The 20,770-nt window shown below is 66.0% G+C and carries 18 protein-coding genes and 1 tRNA gene; 11 read left to right on the top strand and 8 right to left on the bottom strand.

Going from position 1 to position 20,770, the window contains the following annotated elements; all coding sequences use genetic code 11:
- Positions 1-52: 52 nt before the first annotated feature.
- Positions 53-424, top strand: coding sequence for a BlaI/MecI/CopY family transcriptional regulator (locus V3596_RS16460; protein ID WP_334278878.1), 372 nt, complete (start codon positions 53-55; stop codon positions 422-424).
- Complete coding sequence (locus tag V3596_RS16455) at positions 421-1,716, top strand: M56 family metallopeptidase (RefSeq protein ID WP_334278876.1); 1,296 nt, start codon at positions 421-423, stop codon at positions 1,714-1,716. Before V3596_RS16460 ends, V3596_RS16455 begins: the two co-directional genes overlap by 4 nt.
- On the opposite strand, the gene V3596_RS16450 is transcribed toward V3596_RS16455, so the two are convergent.
- The 3 genes from V3596_RS16450 to ybaK are packed head-to-tail and all read right to left on the bottom strand — an operon-like array spanning position 1,713 to position 3,292.
- On the bottom strand, positions 1,713-2,063 hold the full coding sequence (locus V3596_RS16450) for a RidA family protein (RefSeq protein WP_334278875.1): 351 nt from the start codon (positions 2,061-2,063) through the stop codon (positions 1,713-1,715). The genes V3596_RS16455 and V3596_RS16450 overlap by 4 nt on opposite strands.
- Positions 2,060-2,788 carry a glycerol-3-phosphate 1-O-acyltransferase PlsY gene (gene plsY, locus V3596_RS16445; protein ID WP_334278874.1) on the bottom strand — a complete coding sequence of 243 codons (729 nt, stop codon included), beginning with the start codon at positions 2,786-2,788 and terminating at the stop codon, positions 2,060-2,062. Before plsY ends, V3596_RS16450 begins: the two co-directional genes overlap by 4 nt.
- A gap of 6 nt (positions 2,789-2,794) precedes the next feature.
- Entirely contained in the window at positions 2,795-3,292 is a 498-nt protein-coding gene (gene ybaK / locus V3596_RS16440) for a Cys-tRNA(Pro) deacylase (protein WP_334278873.1), read from the bottom strand.
- Between the two features lie 75 nt (positions 3,293-3,367).
- On the opposite strand from ybaK, the gene V3596_RS16435 reads away from it, so the two are divergent.
- On the top strand, positions 3,368-5,200 hold the full coding sequence (locus V3596_RS16435; protein ID WP_334278872.1) for a sensor histidine kinase: 1,833 nt from the start codon (positions 3,368-3,370) through the stop codon (positions 5,198-5,200).
- Here V3596_RS16435 and V3596_RS16430 read toward each other — a convergent pair whose 3' ends face one another.
- On the bottom strand, positions 5,201-7,000 hold the full coding sequence (locus V3596_RS16430) for an acyl-CoA synthetase (protein WP_334278871.1): 1,800 nt from the start codon (positions 6,998-7,000) through the stop codon (positions 5,201-5,203).
- Positions 7,001-7,096: 96 nt separating this feature from the next.
- Here V3596_RS16430 and arsC point away from each other — a divergent pair, with 96 nt between their 5' ends.
- Entirely contained in the window at positions 7,097-7,444 is a 348-nt protein-coding gene (gene arsC, locus V3596_RS16425) for an arsenate reductase (glutaredoxin) (protein ID WP_334278870.1), read from the top strand.
- A gap of 23 nt (positions 7,445-7,467) precedes the next feature.
- Complete coding sequence (locus V3596_RS16420; RefSeq protein WP_334278869.1) at positions 7,468-9,528, top strand: S9 family peptidase; 2,061 nt, start codon at positions 7,468-7,470, stop codon at positions 9,526-9,528.
- Positions 9,529-9,602: 74 nt separating this feature from the next.
- Here V3596_RS16420 and V3596_RS16415 read toward each other — a convergent pair whose 3' ends face one another.
- Positions 9,603-10,091 (bottom strand): GNAT family N-acetyltransferase, encoded by a 489-nt coding sequence (locus V3596_RS16415; protein ID WP_334278868.1) that lies wholly within the window; start codon positions 10,089-10,091, stop codon positions 9,603-9,605.
- 57 nt (positions 10,092-10,148) lie between these two features.
- Here V3596_RS16415 and V3596_RS16410 point away from each other — a divergent pair, with 57 nt between their 5' ends.
- The gene (locus tag V3596_RS16410) at positions 10,149-11,069 is read left to right on the top strand and encodes an alpha/beta fold hydrolase (protein ID WP_334278867.1); all 921 of its coding nucleotides are present in this window, start codon (positions 10,149-10,151) and stop codon (positions 11,067-11,069) included.
- Here V3596_RS16410 and V3596_RS16405 read toward each other — a convergent pair.
- Positions 11,055-11,321 (bottom strand): DUF4212 domain-containing protein, encoded by a 267-nt coding sequence (locus tag V3596_RS16405; protein ID WP_334278866.1) that lies wholly within the window; start codon positions 11,319-11,321, stop codon positions 11,055-11,057. The genes V3596_RS16410 and V3596_RS16405 overlap by 15 nt on opposite strands.
- Positions 11,312-11,566 (bottom strand): hypothetical protein, encoded by a 255-nt coding sequence (locus tag V3596_RS16400; RefSeq protein WP_334278865.1) that lies wholly within the window; start codon positions 11,564-11,566, stop codon positions 11,312-11,314. Before V3596_RS16400 ends, V3596_RS16405 begins: the two co-directional genes overlap by 10 nt.
- Before the next feature lie 125 nt (positions 11,567-11,691).
- Here V3596_RS16400 and prfB point away from each other — a divergent pair.
- The 4 genes from prfB to V3596_RS16380 all read left to right on the top strand — a co-directional run bounded on the left by prfB (position 11,692) and on the right by V3596_RS16380 (position 16,779).
- Positions 11,692-12,796, top strand: a protein-coding gene (prfB, locus tag V3596_RS16395) for a peptide chain release factor 2 (protein ID WP_334278864.1) whose coding sequence is annotated in 2 segments (ribosomal slippage) — positions 11,692-11,772 and positions 11,774-12,796 — 1,104 coding nt in all. Because the reading frame shifts where the segments join, the coding sequence is not laid out codon by codon here.
- 137 nt (positions 12,797-12,933) lie between these two features.
- A complete protein-coding gene (gene pepN / locus V3596_RS16390) occupies positions 12,934-15,633 on the top strand; it encodes an aminopeptidase N (RefSeq protein WP_334278938.1) in 2,700 nt (899 codons plus the stop codon).
- On the top strand, positions 15,630-16,649 hold the full coding sequence (locus tag V3596_RS16385; protein ID WP_334278863.1) for a class 1 fructose-bisphosphatase: 1,020 nt from the start codon (positions 15,630-15,632) through the stop codon (positions 16,647-16,649). The genes pepN and V3596_RS16385 overlap by 4 nt, the downstream gene beginning before the upstream one ends.
- A gap of 54 nt (positions 16,650-16,703) precedes the next feature.
- Positions 16,704-16,779: transfer RNA gene (locus V3596_RS16380), tRNA-Thr, on the top strand.
- Positions 16,780-16,868: 89 nt separating this feature from the next.
- On the opposite strand, the gene V3596_RS16375 is transcribed toward V3596_RS16380, so the two are convergent.
- Complete coding sequence (locus V3596_RS16375) at positions 16,869-18,842, bottom strand: TonB-dependent receptor plug domain-containing protein (protein WP_334278862.1); 1,974 nt, start codon at positions 18,840-18,842, stop codon at positions 16,869-16,871.
- Between the two features lie 194 nt (positions 18,843-19,036).
- Here V3596_RS16375 and V3596_RS16370 point away from each other — a divergent pair, with 194 nt between their 5' ends.
- Entirely contained in the window at positions 19,037-20,764 is a 1,728-nt protein-coding gene (locus V3596_RS16370) for a cytochrome D1 domain-containing protein (RefSeq protein ID WP_334278861.1), read from the top strand.
- The last annotated feature ends 6 nt before the right edge of the window (positions 20,765-20,770 follow it).

The raw sequence follows: 20,770 nt of genomic DNA, 5'->3' as shown, positions 1-20,770 counted from the left end.
TTCGATTACGCACGTAAACATTCGCTTATGTTTACATTCGTAATCGAAAAAGATGCCAACACCGATTTCCGAGGCTGAAGCCCAGGTCATGGAGGTGCTGTGGGCCGCCACAGGCCCGCTGAGCACCGAAGACGTCGTCGCCGCGCTGGAGGGCCGGCAGGAGTGGCAGTTGGCCACGATCAAGACCCTGCTCAACCGCCTTCTCAACAAGGGTGCGCTCAGCGCCGAGAAGGACGGCCGCCGCTATCTCTACACGCCCGTGCTGAAGCGCGAAGACTGGATTGGCGACCAGGCCAGCGGCCTGCTGGACCGCTTGTTCGGCGGCAGCCTGGCGCCCCTGGTCGCGCAATTCAGCAGCCAGCGCAAGCTGACAGCCGAAGAACTTGCCGCCTTGAAGAAGCTCCTGAAGGACAACGAGCAATGATCGAGCCCACGCCCCTCCTCCTGGCACTGGGTCGACAGACGCTGGTACTGAGCCTGGCGCTGCCGCTGCTGCTGTGCCTGCGCCGGCCGCTGCTCCGCCGCTTTGGCGCCCCGGTTGCCTATGCCAGCTGGCTCCTGCTGCCGCTTCTGATGCTGGCAAGCTGGCTGCCGGCCAGCGCTCCGGCGCAGGCGCTGCGCGCCACCGTCGTTGCCCGCATCGAGCCGCTGATCGGCATGCCGGGCACGGCGCTGCCGGCAGACCCCAACTTGTGGTGGCCAGCAGCACTGGCATTTGCCTGGGCCTTCGGCGCCCTGCTCTTTGCTGGTCGACTGGTCTGGTTGCAACGCCGCTTCATGCAAGACCTGACCCCGAGCGGCGATGGCAGGCAATGGCATTCGCCGGCCGGCAGCGGCCCGGCCCTGGTCGGTTTGCTGCGGCCTCGCCTGGCCTTGCCGGCCGACTTCGGCCAGCGCTTCGACACACAGCAGCAGTCCCTGGTGCTCGCTCATGAGGAAGTGCACCGCCAGCGGCGCGACAACCACTGGAATGCGATGGCCGCCCTGCTGTGCATGCTGCACTGGTTCAACCCGCTGGCCTGGCTGGCGCTACGGCGCATGCGTGCCGACCAGGAGCTGGCCTGCGATGCCGCCGTGTTGGCCCGCCATCCTGGCAGCCAGGCCGCCTACGGCCGCGCCTTGCTGCTCGCACAAGGTTCCCAATTCGCCACCGGCCTGCCATGGGCCAGTTGGCAATCCACCCACCCACTGATCGAGAGGATCGAAATGCTCAAGCAACACAGCGGCCCGGCCGCGCGTCGCAAGCTCGGACTGGCCCTGCTGGGATTGTTGGCCGTGGCCGGCACAGGCACGGTTCATGCGCTGCATGCAGATTCTTCTGCTCCAGCATCCGGCGAGATCGAGCTGCGCATGGAGATCGAGATCAGAGACACCGCGAACGGCTCAAGCCGCACGCTGCGCAGCCAGCCCACGGTCAGAGTGAACGGCAGCACACCGGCCACGGTGATGTTCCATGGCGCGCCGGGCAAGCCCTCGCCCGATCAGGTGTCGATCGAGGTCGTCGCCAAGGACATCGGCGACGGCAAGGTGGACATCTCGCTGGACCTGAAGAAGGGCGACCCCTTGGTGAGCGTCGCCAAGCCGCGCGTCATCACCAAGGACGGCATGAAGGCCTTGATCGAGCGGGGCAACAAGGTCGGATATGGCACGGGCGAGGGCGGCGAGATGATCTCGATCTCGATCACCCCTACCCTGCTGGGCAAGCCGAAGACTTAGACCGCGGCCTTCACCACAATCTCGACCTTCCATTCCGGCCGCGCCAGCTGGGCCACCACGGTGGCTCGCGGCGGCGCATTGCCGGCGGCGACCCAGGCGTCCCAGGCCTTGTTCATGCCGGGGAAGTCGGCCAGGTCGGTGATGAAGATCTGGGCCATCAGGATCTTGCTCTTGTCGCTGCCGGCGCGTGCCAGCAGCTTGTCGATGGCGGCCAGCACCTGGGCCGTCTGGCTGGTGATGTCCTGCGTAGCGTCTTCCGGCACCTGGCCGGCCAGGTAGGCCACGCCGTTGTGCACGGCCATCTCCGACAGGCGTGCGCCGACGTCAAAACGTTGGATGGAGCTCATTTTTTCTTGCCCTTCTTGGACTGATTCTTTGCATGGTGGTGCGAATGGCCGCGGGCCTCATAGCCCTGGCCATGCGGATGTTTCTTGCTCGCGCCCGCAGGCGCGGCGGCGGTGGCCTTCTGGCCCAGCTTGCTCTCGGTACCGTTCAGCAGCTTCTTGATGTTGGCCTCGTGGCGCCAGATCAGAAGCAGGCTCAGAACAAGCAGGGCCATCACGGTCGGCGAGGCACCCCAGATCAGCATTTGGTAGAACGGCGCAAATATTGCGGCGACGATGGCCGCAAGCGACGAGTAGCGCGAGAAATAGGCAATGATCACCCAGGTCAGCAGCGTGGCTGCACCCAGCAGCGGGTTGATCGCCAGGATCACGCCGGCCGCTGTGGCCACGCCCTTGCCGCCCTTGAAGCGGAAGAACACCGGCCACAGGTGGCCCAGGAAAGCGGCCAGGCCCACCAGGGCGGCGCTGCTCTCGCCGAGGCCGAAGCGCTCGCCCCAGATCAGCACGGCCAGCACCGGAAGGTAGCCCTTCAAGGCATCAAACAGCAGCGTCAGGATGGCAGCGAGCTTGTTGCCTGATCGCAGCACATTGGTGGCACCGGGGTTGCCCGAGCCATAGCTGCGCGGGTCGGACAGACCCATGAACTTGCTGACGATGACGGCGAACGAAAGCGAGCCGATGAGATAGCCAGCCAGGGCGGCCAGCAGCGGGTAGAGGTTGTCTTGCATGGGGCGCTATTCTGCGGCAAGGGCGCACTGCACCGGCCGGGCGGCGAGCAAATCGACCAGGAGCCTGGGTGCGATGCCCACCAGGTAGCCGCGCCGGCCGCCATTGATGCAGACCTTCGGCAGCTCGAGAATGCCAGCCTCCACATAGATGGGCATGGCCTTGCGGATGCCGAACGGCGAGGTGCCACCGACCATGTAGCCGCTGTGCCGCTGCGCCACATCGGGCTTGCAGGGTTCGACCTTCTTGCAGGGGATCTGCCGCGCCAGCTCCTTCAGGCTAACCTGGCAGTCGCCATGCATGAGAACGATCAAGGGCTGGGCCTTCTCGTCCTGCATCACCAGGGTCTTGACCACGGCATGCTCGTCCACGCCCAGCTGGCGTGCGCTCTCCGCTGTGCCGCCATGCTCGACGTAGTCGTAGACATGCTCCGTGAACTCGACCTTGTGGTGGCGCAGGAACTGGGTGGCCGGGGTTTCGCTGACATGCTGGGACTTCTTGCTCATCGGACGCGACGGATGTATCGGGAACGACCCTCAGTGTAGGGGCGCATGGGGCCATCCCATGCGACAGTTGGGCCCATGCCAAGCAGCACCGAAGCGTCCAGCCAAAGCTATGTTGACAACAGCCCGGCGTTCCGCCGCTTTGTCACCTGGATCCACGGTGCCATGCTTGCCGTGGCCGGCCTCACGCTGCTGGGCGCCCTCCTGGGCGGCGTGCGCGAGTGGCCACGCTATGTCCATATCGGCAGCATCCTGCTGCTGATCGGGGCCAGCCAGTGGCAGCTGCGCCAGCGCGGCCCCAAGGCCAGCACGGTGCTGCTGGTGGTCGGGCTGTGGCTGCTGGCCAGCCTGAACATGTGGCAGTACGCCGGCATCTACAGCAGCAGCCTGATCGTCTATCCCTTCCTGATCGGACTGGCGGGCTGGGTACTGGGCTCACGCTGGTTGGTCGCGGTGCTGCTGGCCAGCCTCGCCAGCGTCGCCATGTTGGGGCTGGGCACTCTCAGCGGCTGGCATGTGCCCACCGATCGGGCCTCGCCCCTCTTGGTCAGCATGCAGCTGGCGTCGGTGCTGCTGATCACCGGTGGCATGGTTTACGTCGTCAATCGAACCCTGCTCGGCAGCCGCAACCAGGGCGTACAGCTCTCCAGGGAACTGGCACTGCGGCATGCCGAGCTGCAGGATCAGGAGCGCGAGTTGAGCAAGCTGGTCGATGCCGTGCCAGCAAGCGTGGCCTCGTTCGACAGCCAATCGCGCGTACGCCGCTGCAATCTGCGCTATGCCAGCCTGTTTGGCCGAGAGCCGGCGCAGGTGCTGGGCTTGCATGTCGAAGACTTCGTGCCCGCCGAGGCGCTTGAGCAGATCCAGCCACACTGGGAGCTGGCCCTGCGCGGCCAGGCAGGCCACTACCGCCGCAGCAACCGCGACCCGGCCACCGGCGCCGTCTCCTGGCTCGACGTGAGCCTGATTCCCGACGTGGAAGGAGCCGAGGTACGCGGCATCTTCGCCTTGCTGGTGGACGTGACCGCCCAGGTCGAAGCCGAGCGCGAGGTGCTCGCCCTCAACAAGAGGCTGTCAGAACGGGTCGTTCGGCGCAGCTCGGAACTGGCCGAGGCCAATGAGCGGCTGGAACAGACAGAGCGCGAGTTGCAGGAGGCGCAGTCACGCGCAACGCTGTCGGTGCTGGTGGCCAAGATGTCTCACGAGCTGGCATCGCCGGTCGGCAACAGCCGTTTGCTGGCTGACACCTTTTTGCACTGGATCCGCGACTTCGAGACCCAGATGGAACAGGGGCAGGTGCGCAAGTCCAGCCTGACAGGGCTGCTCACCGACCTGCGCCAGGGTGCGGTGCAGATGCAGCAGAACCTGGCAAGTGCCGATGCGCTGATGCGCGATTTCAAGCAGCTCTCAGCCGACCAGGCGAGTGGCCAGCGGCGGCACTTCGAGCTCGACGAACTCGTGCGCGAAGTGCTGGCCTCGATGGGGCCTGTGCTGCGGCGCTCCGGCCACGAGGTGAAGCTGGAGCTGCCAGCGCATCTCGAGATGGACAGCCTGCCCGGACCGCTCGGCCAGGTGCTGATCAACCTGATCAACAACGCGCTGATCCACGGCCTCGAAGGCCGCAGCGAGGGGGAGATCCGCATCGCGGCAACGCCCAGCGCCGATGGAAGCCGGGTCTGCCTCAGCGTGGCCGACAACGGCCGCGGCATCCCGCCTGAGGCCCTGCCCGAGCTTTTCAAGCCCTTCTACAGCACGCGCATCGGCCAGGGCGGCAGCGGCCTCGGGCTGCCCATCGTCGAAGACATCGTCTGCAAGCGCCTGGGCGGCAGCATTGCGGTGGACAGCGAACCCGGCCGTGGCAGCCGCTTCTCCTTGGACCTGCCGCGCCGGCTGGCCGCGACTGAAGGCTGATCAGGCCACGCGGGCGCGGGCTTCTTCCTGCAGCCGCAGGACGCGGCGCTGCACCTTGCCGCTCGTGGTCATCGGCAGGCTGGCGATGAACTCGATTTCCTTCGGATATTCATACGGTGCCAGCCGCCCTTTCACATGGGCCTGCAAGGCCGCCACCAGCTTGGCCGTGCCGGTGTGTCCGGGCGCCAGCACCACATAGGCCTTGACCAGCGCGCCGCGCTCCGCGTCAGGCTTGGGCACGACGGCAGCATTGGCAACAGCGGCATGCTTGACCAGGCAGTTCTCGATTTCGCTCGGCCCGATGCGGTAGCCCGCAGCCTTGAACATGTCGTCGCTGCGGCCTTGGTACCAGAGGTAGCCGTCCTCATCCATCGTGGCCATGTCGCCGGTGCGGCACCAGCTGTCGAGGGGATTTCCGCTGAACTTCGCAGCCGTCGCTTCGGGCATGTTCCAGTAGCCGAGGAAGAACACCGGGTCCGGGTCGCCGTGGACATCGCGGCGGTGCACCGCCACATCGCCCGGCACGCCCGGGGGGCAGGTCTTGCCTTGGTCATCAATCACCGCGACGCGATGGCCCGGATAGGCACGGCCCATGCTGCCGGCGCGCGCGGGCCAGAGCCGGCTGCAGTTGCCGACCACGTAGTTGATCTCGGTCTGGCCGAACATCTCGTTGACGGTCAGGCCCAGCTCCTGTTCGCACCAGGCAAAGACCGCGTCGCCCACTGCCTCGCCGGCGCTCATGACCGCCTCAAGCTTCAGGGCATAGCGCTCCCGCGGATGCGGCACGGCCTTCATCATCGCCTTGAGCGCCGTGGGAAACAGGAAGCTGTGGGTGACGCCGTAATGCGCCATCAGTTCGAAGGCCCGCTCCGGAGAGAAGCGGCCCTGGTAGGCCACGATGGGCCGGCCGAAATAGAGCGTGGGCAGCAAGGCGTCCATCAGCCCGCCGGTCCAGGCCCAGTCTGCAGGGCTCCAGAAAATCGCATGCGATTTCTGGAACCCCTTGCTGGGCCAAGGCCCTGAACTGTTGCCCCCCATCTCCCCCGCCCTCGTCCCCAGGGAAGAGGGCTCGACACCCTGATCGAGGCTCGGAAATGGATCAAAACCAAACCAGTTCTGGCTGGCAATGAAGCCGCTCAGGTTGCCGATAAGGGCGCGCTGCGGGATCAGGGCGCCCTTGGCCGGGCCGGTGGTGCCGCTGGTGTAGATCAGGACGGCCGGGTCGTCGGCAGACAGCGAAGCGGCCGTGAAACGCGCGTCTTCAGCCTGCAAGGCCGCCATCCAGCCAATCTCGCCCGGCTGGCTGCTGATGCAATCGCCAACGACGATCAAATGCCGCAAGGCCGGGCACACGCCACGCACCGAGCGCAGGGCATCAAGGACTGCGCATTCCACCAGCGCCACCACGGCGGCGCTGTCCTGCAGCCGGTACTCCAGCGCCTCAGGACCGAACAGCATGGACAAGGGCATTGCCACGGCGCCCAGCTGGTTGATCGCAATATGCGCCACGGCGGTTTCAAAGCGCTGCGGCAGCACGATGGCCACGCGGTCGCCGCGCTGCACGCCCTGGCGCTGCAAGGCATTGGAGAGCCGGTTGGCCGCGCGCTGCAACTGCCCGTAGCTGTAGTGGGCGCTGCAGCCGCCGTCGCTCTCGAACAGCACGGCCGGCGCGTCAGGTGTTTCATGCGCCCAGCGGGTGCAGCAGGCCTCGGCGATGCTGAAGCGTTCCGGCACAGCCCAGCGGAACGCGCCATGGAGGGCGGCGTAGAGGTCCTGCTGTGCCGTTCTGGCTGGAACCATCCCAAACTCCTGCTGTTGCGCGAGGATGCGAGGGGCAGAGCGTAGCGAGCCGGAAGTCATGCCGGGCTATGGATTTCCCGCACATAAACTGCGCTGATGAGTCTCTCGATCTTCCACAACCCCGCCTGTTCCAAGTCGCGTGAAGCATTGGCCCTCCTGCAATCCAGAGGCCTGCAGCCTCTGGTGATCGACTACCAGCAAACGCCGCCGAGCATTGCGCAATTGCGCGAGCTGCTGGCCTTGCTGAAGCTGCCGGCGCGCGAGCTGATGCGCCGCAGCGAGGAGGCCTATGCCCGGCTCGGGCTCGACAACCCGGCGCTCGGCGAGGGTGACTTGCTGGCAGCCATCGCGGCCCATCCGATACTGCTGCAGCGGCCCATTGTGGTGAACGGCCAGCGCGCCTTGATTGCACGGCCACCCGAGCTGCTGCTCGAATTCCTCTGAAGAACAATCTCACAAGGATGTCCATGAAGAACGCGATCTGCCTGAACATTGCCCTTCCCGCGCTGACCGTGGCCCTGAGTCTTGCCTTCGGCCCGGTATTCGCCGCCGAGCCGGCTGCGCGCCATGTGGCCAGCATCGACGAGTTGCTGCAACTCAGGACCCTGGCTGGCGCGCCGCAGATCTCGCCGGATGGCCGCTACGTGGCTTACATGACCAGCCAGGCAGACTTCAAGCAGGACGCCTTCATCAACTCGATCTGGTTGGTGGACACGCAGACCGGTCGCAACCTGCCATTGACGCAGGGCGGCAAGTCGGCGGGCAATCCGCAGTGGTCGCCCGATGGCTCGTGGCTGGCCTTCACCAGCAGCCGCGTCGAAGACAAGGAGCAGCTGTTCGCAATCCGGCCCGATGGTGGCGAGGCGGTGCAACTGAGCAAATCGGAAACTGGCGTGCGCGGCTATGCCTGGTCGCCCGATGGCCGACAGATCGCCTTCACGGCCAATGAGGCGCAGAGCCAGGCCGCTAAGGACCGCAAGAGCCACTATGCCGACTACGAAGTGGTGCGCAAGGAAACGCTGGCCGCCCAGCTCTGGACGCTGAACGTGGCCGAGGCCCTGGCCGCGCCGCAGGCCGGCAAACAGCGCACGAAGAATGCCAAGCTGCATGTGGAAGGTTTCAGCTGGTCGCCGGACGGTAGCCAGCTTGCTTTCAGCGCCAGCATGTCGCCCGATGCGCGCCACCTTGGCACGAGCGACATCTATCGCCTCGGCCTGGCCGACGACAGCGTCAAGCCGCTGGTGATGCAGGCCGGCCCCGACTCCAATCCTCAATGGTCGCCGGATGGCAAGCAGATCGCCTTCGTCTCCGCGATGGGACAGGCCACCTTCTTCGCGCGCAACCAGCGCGTGGCCGTGGTGTCGGCTGACGGCGGCACGCCGCGCTCGGTGAGCGAGAGCTTCGACGAGAACCCCTCGCTGATCGGCTGGAAGGCCGATGGCATCTACTTCAGCGGCCTGCAGCGCACGGCGGGCCATCTGTTCCGCGTCGACCCTGCCAATGGCCGCGTGACGCGCATGACATCGCCGGACGACTTGATGGCCGCTGGTGCGTCCCTGAGCCGCGACGGCCGAAAGATCGCCTTCAGCGCAGCCACGCCGCGAGCGCTGGCCGAGGTCTTCGTCAGCGAAGCCGCCGGTTTTGCGCCGAAACAGCTGACCCAGCTCACCGAGCAGACCCGCGACTTCATCATGGCCAGCCGCGAGCTGATCCGCTGGAAGAGCAAGGACGGTGCCGAGATCGAAGGCGTGCTGATCAAGCCGGCAGACTTCGACCCGGCCAAGAAGTACCCGCTGCTGACCATCATCCACGGCGGTCCGACAGGCATCGACCGCCCCACCCTGCTGGACACGCGGTACTACCCGGCCGATATCTGGGCCGCACGCGGCGCCCTGCTCCTGAAGGTCAACTACCGCGGCAGTGCCGGTTATGGCGAGAAGTTCCGCCGCCTGAATGAGCGCAACCTCGGTGTGGGCGACGCGTGGGACGTGGTCTCGGGCGTGGACCACCTGGTGGCCAAGGGCTGGGTCGACAAGGACCGTGTCGGCAGCATGGGCTGGAGCCAGGGCGGCTACATCTCCGCCTTCCTGGGCACGGCAACGAACCGCTTTGTCGCGGTCTCGGTCGGCGCCGGCATCTCGGACTGGGCGACCTACTACTACAACACCGACATTCCGCAGTTCACGATCAATTATCTCGGCGCCAACCCCGTGGACGACCCGGAGATCTATCGCAAGACCTCACCCGCCGGCTACCTAAAGGAAGCCCGCACGCCAGCGCTGATCCAGCATGGCGAGCTCGACAGGCGCGTGCCCATCGCCAATGCATACCAGCTGCGCCAGGCGCTGGAAGACCGCAATGTGCCGGTCGAGATGATCGTCTACAAGGGCTTCGGCCATGGCATCACCAAGCCCAAATCGGCGCGCGCGCAGATGCAGCACAACCTGGACTGGTTCAACCACTGGATCTTCAAGGACCCGCTGCCGAACTTCGCGGTGCCTGAGCTGCCGAAGGCGAAGAAGGACTGAGCCCGCGCACGAGGCCTGGCAAGGGCTCGTGGCGGGTGAAGGCCCGGACTCGATACAAGAGGCCGGGCTGAATCCTAGCGGCCGTACTGCGCCAGCGCCTCGCCGGTGAGCCGGCAGATGCGCCAGTCGTCCATCATGACGGCGCCCATCTTCTTGTAGAAGTCGATGGCGTTCACATTCCAGTCCAGCACGCTCCACTCGAAGCGGCCGCAGCCGCGCTCCACGGCCAGCGCGGCCAGGCGGCTCAGCATTGCCTTGCCCAGGCCCGTGCCACGGTGGGCCGGCTGCACATAGAGGTCTTCCAGGTAGATGCCAGGCTGGGCCAGGAAGGTCGAAAAGTTGGTGAAGAAGAGCGCGAAGGCGACCAACTCGCCCTCCTCTCCTTCTGCGACCCAGCATTCCACCGGCGGCCTTTCGCCGAACAGCTGCGGCAGCAGCTTCTCCGGCGTGGCCTGGGCGAGGTGCCCGAGCTTCTCGAAGTCAGCCAGTTCCTTGATCAGGCCGACGATGGCCGGCACGTCGGCCGGCGCGGCATTGCGGATGCGATGTTCAGTGGTGCTCATGTCCCCATTGTCGCCAGACCGACAGCAAGGCTCTGAGTGCTGGCCTACATTGAGGCCATGAGCAACACACCAGCCTATGTCGAGCGGCGCATGGCGCGCAGCGAATTCATCACCCTGCGCGGCCTGCGCCACCATGTGCTGCGCTGGGGCGATGCGTCGCTCATCACGCCTGAGAGGCCCCTCTTGGTGATGCTGCATGGCTGGATGGATGTGGGCGCCTCGTTCCAGTTCGCGGTTGACGCGCTGGACGCCCTGGGCGATCAGCGCGCGGTGCTGGCCATGGACTGGCGCGGCTTCGGCCTCTCTGACAATGGCGGCGGCGATGCCTACTGGTTCCCGGACTATCTGGGTGACCTGGACGCGCTGCTCGACGCGGTCAGCCCCAACGCGCCTGTGGACCTGCTCGGCCACAGCATGGGTGGCAATGTGGTGATGAGCTATGCCGGCGTGCGGCCGCAGCGCATCCGCCGCCTGATCAATCTGGAAGGTTTCGGCCTGCCCGAGACCAAGCCGGAAATGGCGCCCGGCCGCCTGGTCGCCTGGCTCGATGAATTGAAGGAAGAGCAGCGGCTCAAGCCCTACCCGAGCCTCGAAGCCGTGGCGGAGCGGCTGATCAAGACCAACCCGCGGCTCAGCACGGCCAAGGCCCAGTGGCTGGCGCCGCATTGGGCCCATGAATTCGACGGCCAGTGGCTGATACTCGGCGACCCGGCCCACAAGCGCACCAATCCCATCCTCTACCGCCGCGCTGAAAACCTGGCCACCTGGGCGGCGATTGAGGCTCCCACGCTCTGGGTCGAGGGCGACAGCACCGACATCACCAAGTGGTGGGGCGACCGCTACCCCCGGGCGGATTTCGAATCACGGCTGGCCGTGGTCAAGGACTTGAAGCAGGCCAGGCTCAGCGACGCCGGCCACATGCTTCATCACGATCAGCCCGAGGCGCTTGCCGAGCACCTGGCCTCATTCCTCGCCTGACTCGTCTTCGTCTTCGCGGTCATTGCGGTTCATGAACGCGGCATAGGCCCAGCTGATGGCGAGGTACGCAATCAGGGCGCCCTGCGAGGCGACCCAGAAGCTGAAGGGCCAGCCGAAGAAGCTGAAGTTCAGGTCGCGCGCAAAGTAGGGCACGACAAAGGTGACCAAGGACCAGGCCGCCAGCAGCCACAGCGTGAGCTTGCGATTGGCCTGCCAATAGCGGCGCTGGCGTTGCTGCAATTTCACTGGCATGCGGCGCCCCCGAGGCAAAGCTGGACCTTCCAGGCGGTGACGGCCAGCCACAGGCCTGCAGCCAGCGGCAAGGCCCAGCGCTGGCCGGCCGGCAGGTCAAATGGCCGGGCCACGATGTCCAGCAGCCCATAGAAGAAATTGCCTTGCCGCCGCGCCCCGATCAAAAGGCCAAGCAGCCCTCGGCCGAGGCAGGCGAGCAGCCCGATTTCGGCAATCAGCTTGAGCGCGGAGACAAGAAGAAGCATGGCCGGGACTTTAAGGCCTGTGCCCCTGAATACGCCCCCGGCAGTTCCCCAGGGAGCGGGGCCGCTAAAATGCCCGACTGATTGCGCCCTGTTCTGGGCGCGCGTTAAAAAGAAGCAGCCGCACCATGGACATCGAACGCATCAACGCGATCGGAACCTCCCTCGCCGATCTGACAGCGCGTACCGACGCGCTAAGGGGGTATCTTTGACTACGACCGCAAAGCACTGCGGCTGAACGAGGTCAACGCCGCCCTCGAGAACCCGAACGTCTGGAACGAGCCCAAGCGCGCCCAGGAGCTGGGCAAGGAGAAGCGCACGCTGGAGAACGTGGTCCAGACCATCGACCACCTGCAAAGCAACCTCGCCGACAACACCGAGCTGTTCGAGATGAGCAAGGCCGACGACGACCTCGCCGGTCTGGAGGCCATCGAGGCCGATGCCGCCAAGCTGCGCGAGACGGTCGAGCAGCTCGAGTTCCGCCGGATGTTCAACAACCCGGCCGACCCCTTGAACTGCTTTGTCGACATCCAGGCCGGTGCCGGTGGTACCGAGGCGAACGACTGGGCCGGCATGCTCTTGCGCCAATACCTGAAGTACTGCGAACGCAAGGGCTTCAAGGCGACGCTGGAAGACCAGAGCGACGGCGACGTGGCCGGCATCAAGAGCGCCACGATCAAGGTCGAGGGCGAGTATGCCTTCGGCTTGCTGCGTACCGAAACCGGCGTGCACCGCCTGGTCCGCAAGAGCCCCTTCGACAGCTCCGGCGGCCGCCACACCAGCTTTGCCTCGCTGTTCGTCTACCCGGAAATCGATGACTCGATCGAGATCGACATCAACCCGGCCGACGTGCGCACCGACACCTTCCGCGCCTCGGGCGCCGGCGGTCAGCACATCAACAAGACCGACTCGGCGGTGCGCCTCACGCACATCCCGACCGGCATCGTCGTGCAATGCCAGGACGGCCGCAGCCAGCACAGCAACCGCGACGTGGCCTGGAAGCGCCTGCGCTCGCGCCTGTACGACCACGAGATGCGCAAGCGCCAGGAAGAGCAGCAAAAGCTCGAGGACACCAAGACCGATGTGGGCTGGGGCCACCAGATCCGCAGCTATGTGCTCGACCAGAGCCGCATCAAGGACCTGCGCACCAACTACGAGACCTCCGCCACCCAGAAGGTGCTGGACGGCGACCTCGACCAGTTCATCTCCGAGAGCCTGAAGCAAGGCGTCTAGGATTCGGCCCACCCCCGTAGCCGCTCACGCGGCTCCCCCTCAAGGGGGCGCACCCAGCGGCCTGGCAAAGCCAGTTCCGCGGGTGCCGCTGGGGAAGGCACGGTTCGCGAAAACACGAGACATCTATAGGAATGGATATGCGCGAAGGCAATGCCCCACTGATCCGCCGCGAAGACTATGTCGCCCCCGCATTTTGGATTCGCACGGTCGACATCAGCTTCGACCTCGACCCGGCCAAGACCCTGGTCATCAGCAAGATGAAGGTCGAGCGCAACACCGCCGTGCCGCACGGCCCGCTGCGCCTGCATGGCGAGGAGCTGCAGCTGCTGCGCGTGCTGATCAATGGCGAAAGCGTCTCCTTCCGCCAGGAGGGCCATGAGCTGGTGATCGAAGCCGCGCCGGACGCCGACTTCACGCTCGAAGTGCGCAACACCTGCGCACCGGAGAAGAACACCGCGCTGTCGGGCCTCTACACCTCGGGCGGCAGCTTCTTCACGCAATGCGAGGCCGAGGGCTTCCGCCGCATCACCTATTTCCTGGACCGCCCAGACGTGATGGCGGTCTACACCGTGACGCTGCGCGCCGACAAGACCAAGTACCCGGTGCTGCTGTCCAACGGAAACCTGGCAGACAGCGGCGAGCTCGACGCGACCCGCCACTTCGCCGTCTGGCACGACCCCTTCCCCAAGCCTTCGTACCTGTTCGCCCTGGTGGCGGGCGACCTGGTGGCGCGCGAGCAGCGCATCACGACCCGCGCCGGCCGCGACCATCTGCTGCAGGTCTTCGTGCGCCGCGGCGACCTGGAGAAGACCGAGCATGCGATGAACTCGCTGGTCGCCTCGATCGTCTGGGACGAAGCGCGCTTCAAGCTGCCGCTGGACCTTGAGCGATTCATGATCGTCGGCGTGTCCGACTTCAACATGGGCGCGATGGAGAACAAGGGCCTCAACATCTTCAACACGAGCGCCCTGCTCGCTTCGCCGGCCACGGCGACCGATGCCGACTTCGCGCGCATCGAGGCCATCGTGGCCCACGAGTATTTCCACAACTGGACCGGCAACCGCGTGACCTGCCGCGACTGGTTCCAGCTCTCCTTGAAGGAAGGCCTGACCGTCTTCCGCGACCAGGAGTTCTCGATGGACATGGCGGCCGCGCCGAGTGCCCGCGCCGTCTGCCGCATCCAGGATGTGCGCCAGCTGCGCGCCATGCAGTTCCCGGAAGACTCGGGCGCCATGGCCCACCCGGTGCGCCCCGATTCCTACGTCGAGATCAACAACTTCTACACCGCCACGGTCTACGACAAGGGCTCGGAAGTGGTGCGCATGTACCAGACCCTGGTCGGCCGCGCCGGCTTCGAGGCGGGCATGAAGCTCTACTTCGAGCGCCATGACGGCCAGGCCGTGACCTGCGACGACTTCGCGCAGGCCATTGCCGACGCCAACCCCGGCTCGGCCCTGGCGACCCGCCTGGAAGCCTTCAAGCGCTGGTACTCGCAAGCCGGCACGCCACACCTGAAGGCGCGCGGCACCTACGACGCCACGGCGCAAACCTACACGCTGACGCTGTCGCAAACCAACCCGCCCAGCCCCGGCCAGGACAGCAAGCTCGCGCAGGTGATCCCGGTCGCCATGGGGCTGCTCTCCCACGAGGGCCAGGTCTTGCCTTTGCAACTGCAGGGCGAAACCGAGCCAGCAGGCACGGACCGCGTGCTGGTGCTGGACCAGTCTGCGCAGTCCTTCGTCTTCGTCAACGTCACCGCCGACCCGGTGCCCTCGCTCTTGCGTGGTTTCTCGGCCCCGGTACTGCTGGACGACGGTCTGACGGACGCCGAGCTGCTGGTGCTGCTCAAGCACGACACCGATGCCTTCAACCGCTGGGAAGCCGGCCAACGCCTGTCGCTGAACCGCATCCTCGCCGCGGTGCGCTCGGGCAAGCCGCTGGTGCTGGATGGCGCCTACATCGAGGCGATGCGCAGCTTGCTGCGCCATCCCCAGCTCGATTCAGCCTTCAAGGAACTGGCGCTCACATTGCCGGGCGAAGCCTATATCGCCGAACAGCTGGAAGTGATCGACCCGCAGGCGATCCACGCTGCCGTCGATGCTGCACAGAACCAGCTGGCCCACGCGCTGCGCGACGACTGGGTTGCGGCCTTCGAGGGCAACCAGGTCAGCGGCGGCTATCAGCCCGACCCGGTGCAAAGCGGCAAACGCTCGCTGGCCAATCTGGCGCTCGCCATGCTGGTGCTCGATGCCAAGCGCAGTGGCGACACGGTGTGGCCGGGCCGCGCCTACCAGCGCTTCAAGGACGCCGGCAACATGACCGACCGCCTGGGCGCCCTCTCGGCCCTCGTGAATGCCCATGCCGAACTGGCCGAGCCCGCGCTCGCCCGCTTCCATCAGCAGTTCAAGGACGAAGCGCTGGTGGTGGACAAATGGTTCGCGCTGCAAGGCCGCGCCGCCGAGCGTGATGGCAAGACCTTTGCGCGCGTGCGCCAGCTTCTGCAGCACCCTGACTTCAGCTTGAAGAACCCGAACCGCGCGCGCAGCCTGATCTTCTCGCTGTGCATGTTCAACCCGGCTGCCTTCCATCGCACCGACGCCGCCGGCTACGTGTTCTGGGCCGACCAGTTGCTGGCGCTGGATGCGATCAACCCGCAGATCGCTGGCCGCCTGGCCCGCGTGATGGACCGCTGGACCAAGCTGGCCGAGCCTTACCGCAGCGCCGCCCGCGAAGCCATCGTGCGCGTGGCCGCCAAGGCCGAGCTGTCGAGCGATGTGCGCGAGATCATCGAGCGCGCCCTGGCTTCCGACAAGGCCGAACAGAAGGAGCCTGCATGACCCGCCGCGTCAGCCTCACGCAGTACCTGATCGAACAGCAGCGCCAGCACGGCCACATTCCGCAGGAGCTGCGGCTGCTGATCGAGATCGTGGCGCGCGCCTGCAAGCGCATCTCCATCAGCGTCAACAAGGGCGCGCTGGGTGATGTGCTGGGCACGGCCCACAGCGAGAACGTGCAGGGCGAGATCCAGAAGAAGCTGGACATCATCGCCAACGAGGTGCTGATCGAAGCCAATGAATGGGGCGGCCACTTGGCGGCCATGGCCTCGGAAGAGATGGAAGGCATCTATGTGGTGCCGAACCGCTATCCGCAGGGCGAATACCTCTTGCTGTTCGATCCGCTCGACGGCTCGTCCAACATCGACGTGAATGTGTCCATCGGCACCATCTTCTCGGTGCTGCGCAAGGTCACGAACCACCGCGGCGTCGGCGAGGAAGATTTCCTGCAGCCCGGCAAGCAGCAGGTGGCGGCCGGCTATTGCATCTACGGCCCGCAGACCACGCTGGTGCTGACCCTGGGCGACGGCGTCGCCATGTTCACGCTGGACCGCGAGCAAGGCAGCTTCGTGCTGACGCAGGAAGAGGTGAAGATCCCGGAGGACACCAAGGAGTTCGCGATCAACATGTCGAACATGCGCCACTGGGACGAACCGGTCACGCGCTATATCGACGAATGCCTGGCCGGCAGCACCGGCCCGCGCGGCAAAGACTTCAACATGCGCTGGATCGCCGCCATGGTGGCCGACGTGCATCGCATCCTGACCCGCGGTGGCGTATTCCTCTACCCCTGGGACAAGCGCGAGCCCAACAAGGCCGGCAAGCTGCGCCTGATGTACGAAGCCAACCCCATGGCCTTCCTGGTCGAGCAGGCCGGCGGCGCGGCCACCAATGCACGCGAGCGCATCCTCGACCTGCAGCCCACGCTGCTGCATGAGCGTGTGGCGGTGGTGCTGGGTTCCAAGAACGAAGTCGAGCGCGTCACCAGCTATCACCTCGAAGCGCTTGCGAAGGGCTGAAAATCTCTGCTATAGTCGCGGGCTCGCAGCGGCGCAGAAGTGCTGCTTCGAAAAGCCGGTGTAGCTCAGTCGGTAGAGCAGCTCATTCGTAATGAGAAGGTCGGGTGTTCGATTCATCTCTCCGGCACCAAAACAGCAAGAAGGGCCTGACGCAAGTCAGGCCCTTTTTCATTGGCTCGCGGCCATGCCCTCAAAGTGCCGCCGGCCTGGCGGCGATGTTCACCACTGGCCGCGCAGGCTCAGGCGCCAGGTGCGCGGCGCTTCGGCCCAGGTGAACAGCGGGCTCTTCTGGGCGAGGATGGTGTTTCCGGCATTGTTGACGCCCAGGCTCAAGTCCAGTTGCCGGCTCAGCTTGCGAGACAGCTGGGCACTGATCTGGGTCAGGTCTGGCAGGGGCAATGGTGCCTGGCCGACGACCGGGCTGGCGATGGTCTGGTCCATGACCCGATCGACGCGCAGGCCGGCGCGCCAGGGCCCGCTGGCCCAATCCAGCGCCGCACCCAGGCTGTGACGCGGCCGCTTCTCAAGGCGCTGGCCATTGCCATCCCTGGCATCGAGGTACTGATAGCCGAGTTGCGCCGAGAACCCTCCGCCCAGCTCGCTGCGGCCGCTGAGCTCGGCGCCACGCAGGTGCGCGCGGTCGATGTTCTCGAAGCGATAGGTCTGGCGGCCCGCGACGATGCCGATGAGCTGCGGCACGATCAGGTCGCGCAGCCGGTTGTCGAACACCATCAGCTGCACCGACCGGCCGCCGCGCTCGAAGCCCAGGCCCAGCTCCTGCGCCCGGTTGGTCTCGGGGCGCAGGGCCGGCTGCGACACATAGGTGTAAGGGCCCTCGTCCTCCTGGTAGCCCGGCGTGATCTGCTTGAGGGTCGGTGGCTTGAAGCCGGTCGAGTAGCCACCCTTGAGCGTCCAGCCCTCGGCCGGATGCCAGACGGCATAGAGCCGCGGGCTCAGGTGGCTGCCGAAACGTTCGTGATGGTCATGGCGCAGGCCGGCGGTCAGGGTCAGCGAGCGCGCCAGCTCGATCTCGTCCTGCAGATGCAGCGAGCGATGGCTGGCACTGCTGCTCCCACCGGGCAGGCCGACGTTGTCGAGCCGCTCGCTGCGCAGCTCGGCGCCGGCACTCAGCAGCTGCGCGGCGTCCCAGCGCATCGAAGCCTGCGTTTCCAGCACCCGATCAAGCAGGGTGTTCGGGCGCAGCGCCGTGACGCCGTTGCCGCGGCTGTTCTGCATCTCGAAGCGGCTCTGGTAGTAGCGCAAAAGGCTGCGCCATTCGTTCGCCCCGCCCCAATCGGCGCTCCAGCCGAAGCTCGTGTGTTCGCGCCGGATGTCGGTGTCGGACTCATAGACGCGCTTCTTGCCGCTCTTCTCGACGGCGAAGGCCTCGCGGTCCTCGCGGCCGGCGCGGTGCTCGAGGTCGAACACCTGATCGCGCAGCGGCTCCCATTGCAGGCGCAGGCTGGCTTCCTTCTTGTGCCGGCCCTCGATGTCGGAGATGCGGGCATCCAGCGGCGACACCACCGCATCGCGCCGGCTGTCCGACGCACTCAGCGTGCCACGCAGCTGTTCACTCAGCGGGCCGGACAGGCGCACCGCGGCGCGACGCCCGTCGCCACCCCGGTCGCCTGCGGCCTGCGAGCCCTCCAGCAGCGCACTGCCCTCCCATTGGCGCGCCGGTGCCTTGCTGAACAGCTGCACCACGCCACCCAGGGCCTCGGCGCCATAGAGCACCGAGAGCGGCCCGCGCAGCACCTCGATGCGGTCCACGTCGCCCATGTTCAGCCAGTCGATCTGGAAGTCGCTGTGGCCGATGACGCCATCGCTCGCGCCGATGCGCTTGCCGTCCACCAGGATCAGCGTGTGCCGCGCATCCATGCCCCGCAGGCTGAGCGTCTTGCGGCCGCTGATGGTGCGGCCGAAGACGGAAACGCCGGTCTCGCCGCGCACCGCTTCCAGCACGTTGTCGGCGCCGCGTGCGGCGATCTGCTGGGCGCTGACCACGCTGATGGCCGCCGGCGCGTCCACCAGCAGCATGGCGTGGCGGGTGGCCGAGACCACGACCATAGGCAGTTGTTCAGGCGCGGGTGCGGGCACCGGCACCGGTTCGGCCTCGGCCCAGGCGCCGCCGCTGGCGGCCAGCGCCAGGCTCAGCAGGCTCGGTGGGAATCCGCGATGCATCTTGTTCTTCACTTGCTTGCTCCATGGCTGTGTGACTGAGATCAAGCATCCCGGAGTCGGGCGCGCGTCGCCTTGATCCAGTTCGTGTTCGCCGCAGCACAGCCCGGCCAGCGCGCAAGACCTTGAACCAGTTCAAGGACTTGACCCCGCGCATGGCGGGACCATGCAGCCAGCACCAAGAACAAACCACGAGCAAGGAGTTCGTCATGAAGCGCATCCCCACCACCCGCCGGCTCACCCGCCTGGCATTGCTGCTGGCCGCCCTGCCGCTGGCCGCGCTGGCCCAGGAGAAGAAGGACGTCAGCCCAGGCGACGTCAAGTACCACGCTGCGCCGTCCGCTCTCACCGACGTGCCCATGGTGCAAAGCACCAACCCCAAGGCACCGCCGATGACGCAGGCCGAGTTCGACGCCGCACGCAAGATCTATTTCGAGCGCTGCGCCGGCTGCCATGGCGTGCTGCGCAAGGGCGCCACGGGCAAGCCGCTGACGCCCGACATCACCGTCGGCAAGGGCACCGACTACCTGAAGGTCTTCATCGCCTACGGCTCGCCGGCCGGCATGCCCAACTGGCAGACCTCGGGCGAGATGAGCGAGCAGCAGGTCGACCTGATGGCGCGCTACATCCAGCATGACGCCCCCACGCCACCCGAGTTCGGCATGGCCGACATGAAGGGCACCTGGAAGGTGCTGGTGCCGCCCGAGAAACGCCCGACCAGGAAGATGAACAGCTACAACATCGAGAACATCTTCTCGACCACGCTGCGCGACACCGGTGAGGTGGCCCTGATCGACGGCGACACCAAGCAGATCATCAGCATCGTCAAGACCGGCTATGCGGTGCACATCTCGCGCACCTCGGCCTCGGGCCGCTACCTGTTCGTGATCGGCCGCGATGCCAAGGTCAACATGATCGACCTGTGGATGGAGAAGCCCGACAACGTGGCCGAGATCCGCGTCGGCCTGGAGGCCCGCTCGGTCGAGGCCAGCAAGTACAAGGGCTATGAGGACAAGCTGGTGATCGCCGGCTCCTACTGGCCGCCGCAGTACGTGATCATGAAGGGCGACACGCTGGAGCCGCTGAAGATCGTCTCCACCCGCGGCAACACCGTGGACAAGCAGGAGTACCACCCCGAGCCGCGCGTGGCCTCCATCGTGGCCAGCCACTTCCGGCCCGAGTTCATTGTCAACGTGAAGGAGACCGGCAAGACGCTGATGGTCGACTACACCGACCTGAATGCGCTCAAGACCACCGAGATCGGCACCGCCCGCTTCCTGCACGACGGCGGCTGGGACAGCTCCAAGCGCTATTTCATGGTGGCCGCCAACCAGAGCAACAAGATTGCCGTGGTCGACGCCAAGGAAGACAAGCTGGTGAAGCTGGTGGAAGTGAGCAAGATCCCGCACCCGGGCCGCGGCGCCAACTTCATCCACCCGAAGTTCGGGCCGGTCTGGAGCACGGGCCACCTGGGTGACGAAGCCATCTCGCTGGTCGCCACCGACCCGGTCAAGCACAAGCAGTACGCGTTCAAGGAAGTGGCGCAGATCAAGGGCCAGGGCGGCGGCGCGCTGTTCATCAAGACGCACCCGAAGTCCAAGCACCTGTACTCGGACACGCCGCTGAACCCCGATGCAGCGATCTCGCAGTCGGTGGCCGTGTTCGACATCAACGCGCTCGACAAGGGCTACAAGGTGCTGCCTATCGCCGAGTGGGCGGGCCTGAAGGACGACGGCGCCAAGCGCGTGGTCCAGCCCGAATACAACAAGGCGGGCGACGAAGTCTGGTTCTCGGTCTGGTCGGCCAAGGACAAGCAGAGCGCGATCGTGGTGGTGGACGACAAGACCTTGAAGCTCAAGACCGTGATCAAGGACCCGCGCCTGATCACGCCGACCGGCAAGTTCAATGTCTACAACACCCAACACGACGTGTATTGATCGGAA

The sequence above is a fragment of the Roseateles microcysteis genome (assembly GCF_036880965.1).
Classification (GTDB): Bacteria; Pseudomonadota; Gammaproteobacteria; order Burkholderiales; family Burkholderiaceae_C; genus JAUASW01.
Note: the sequence above shows the minus strand (reverse complement) of the source record. Positions and strands in the feature narration are given on the sequence as shown.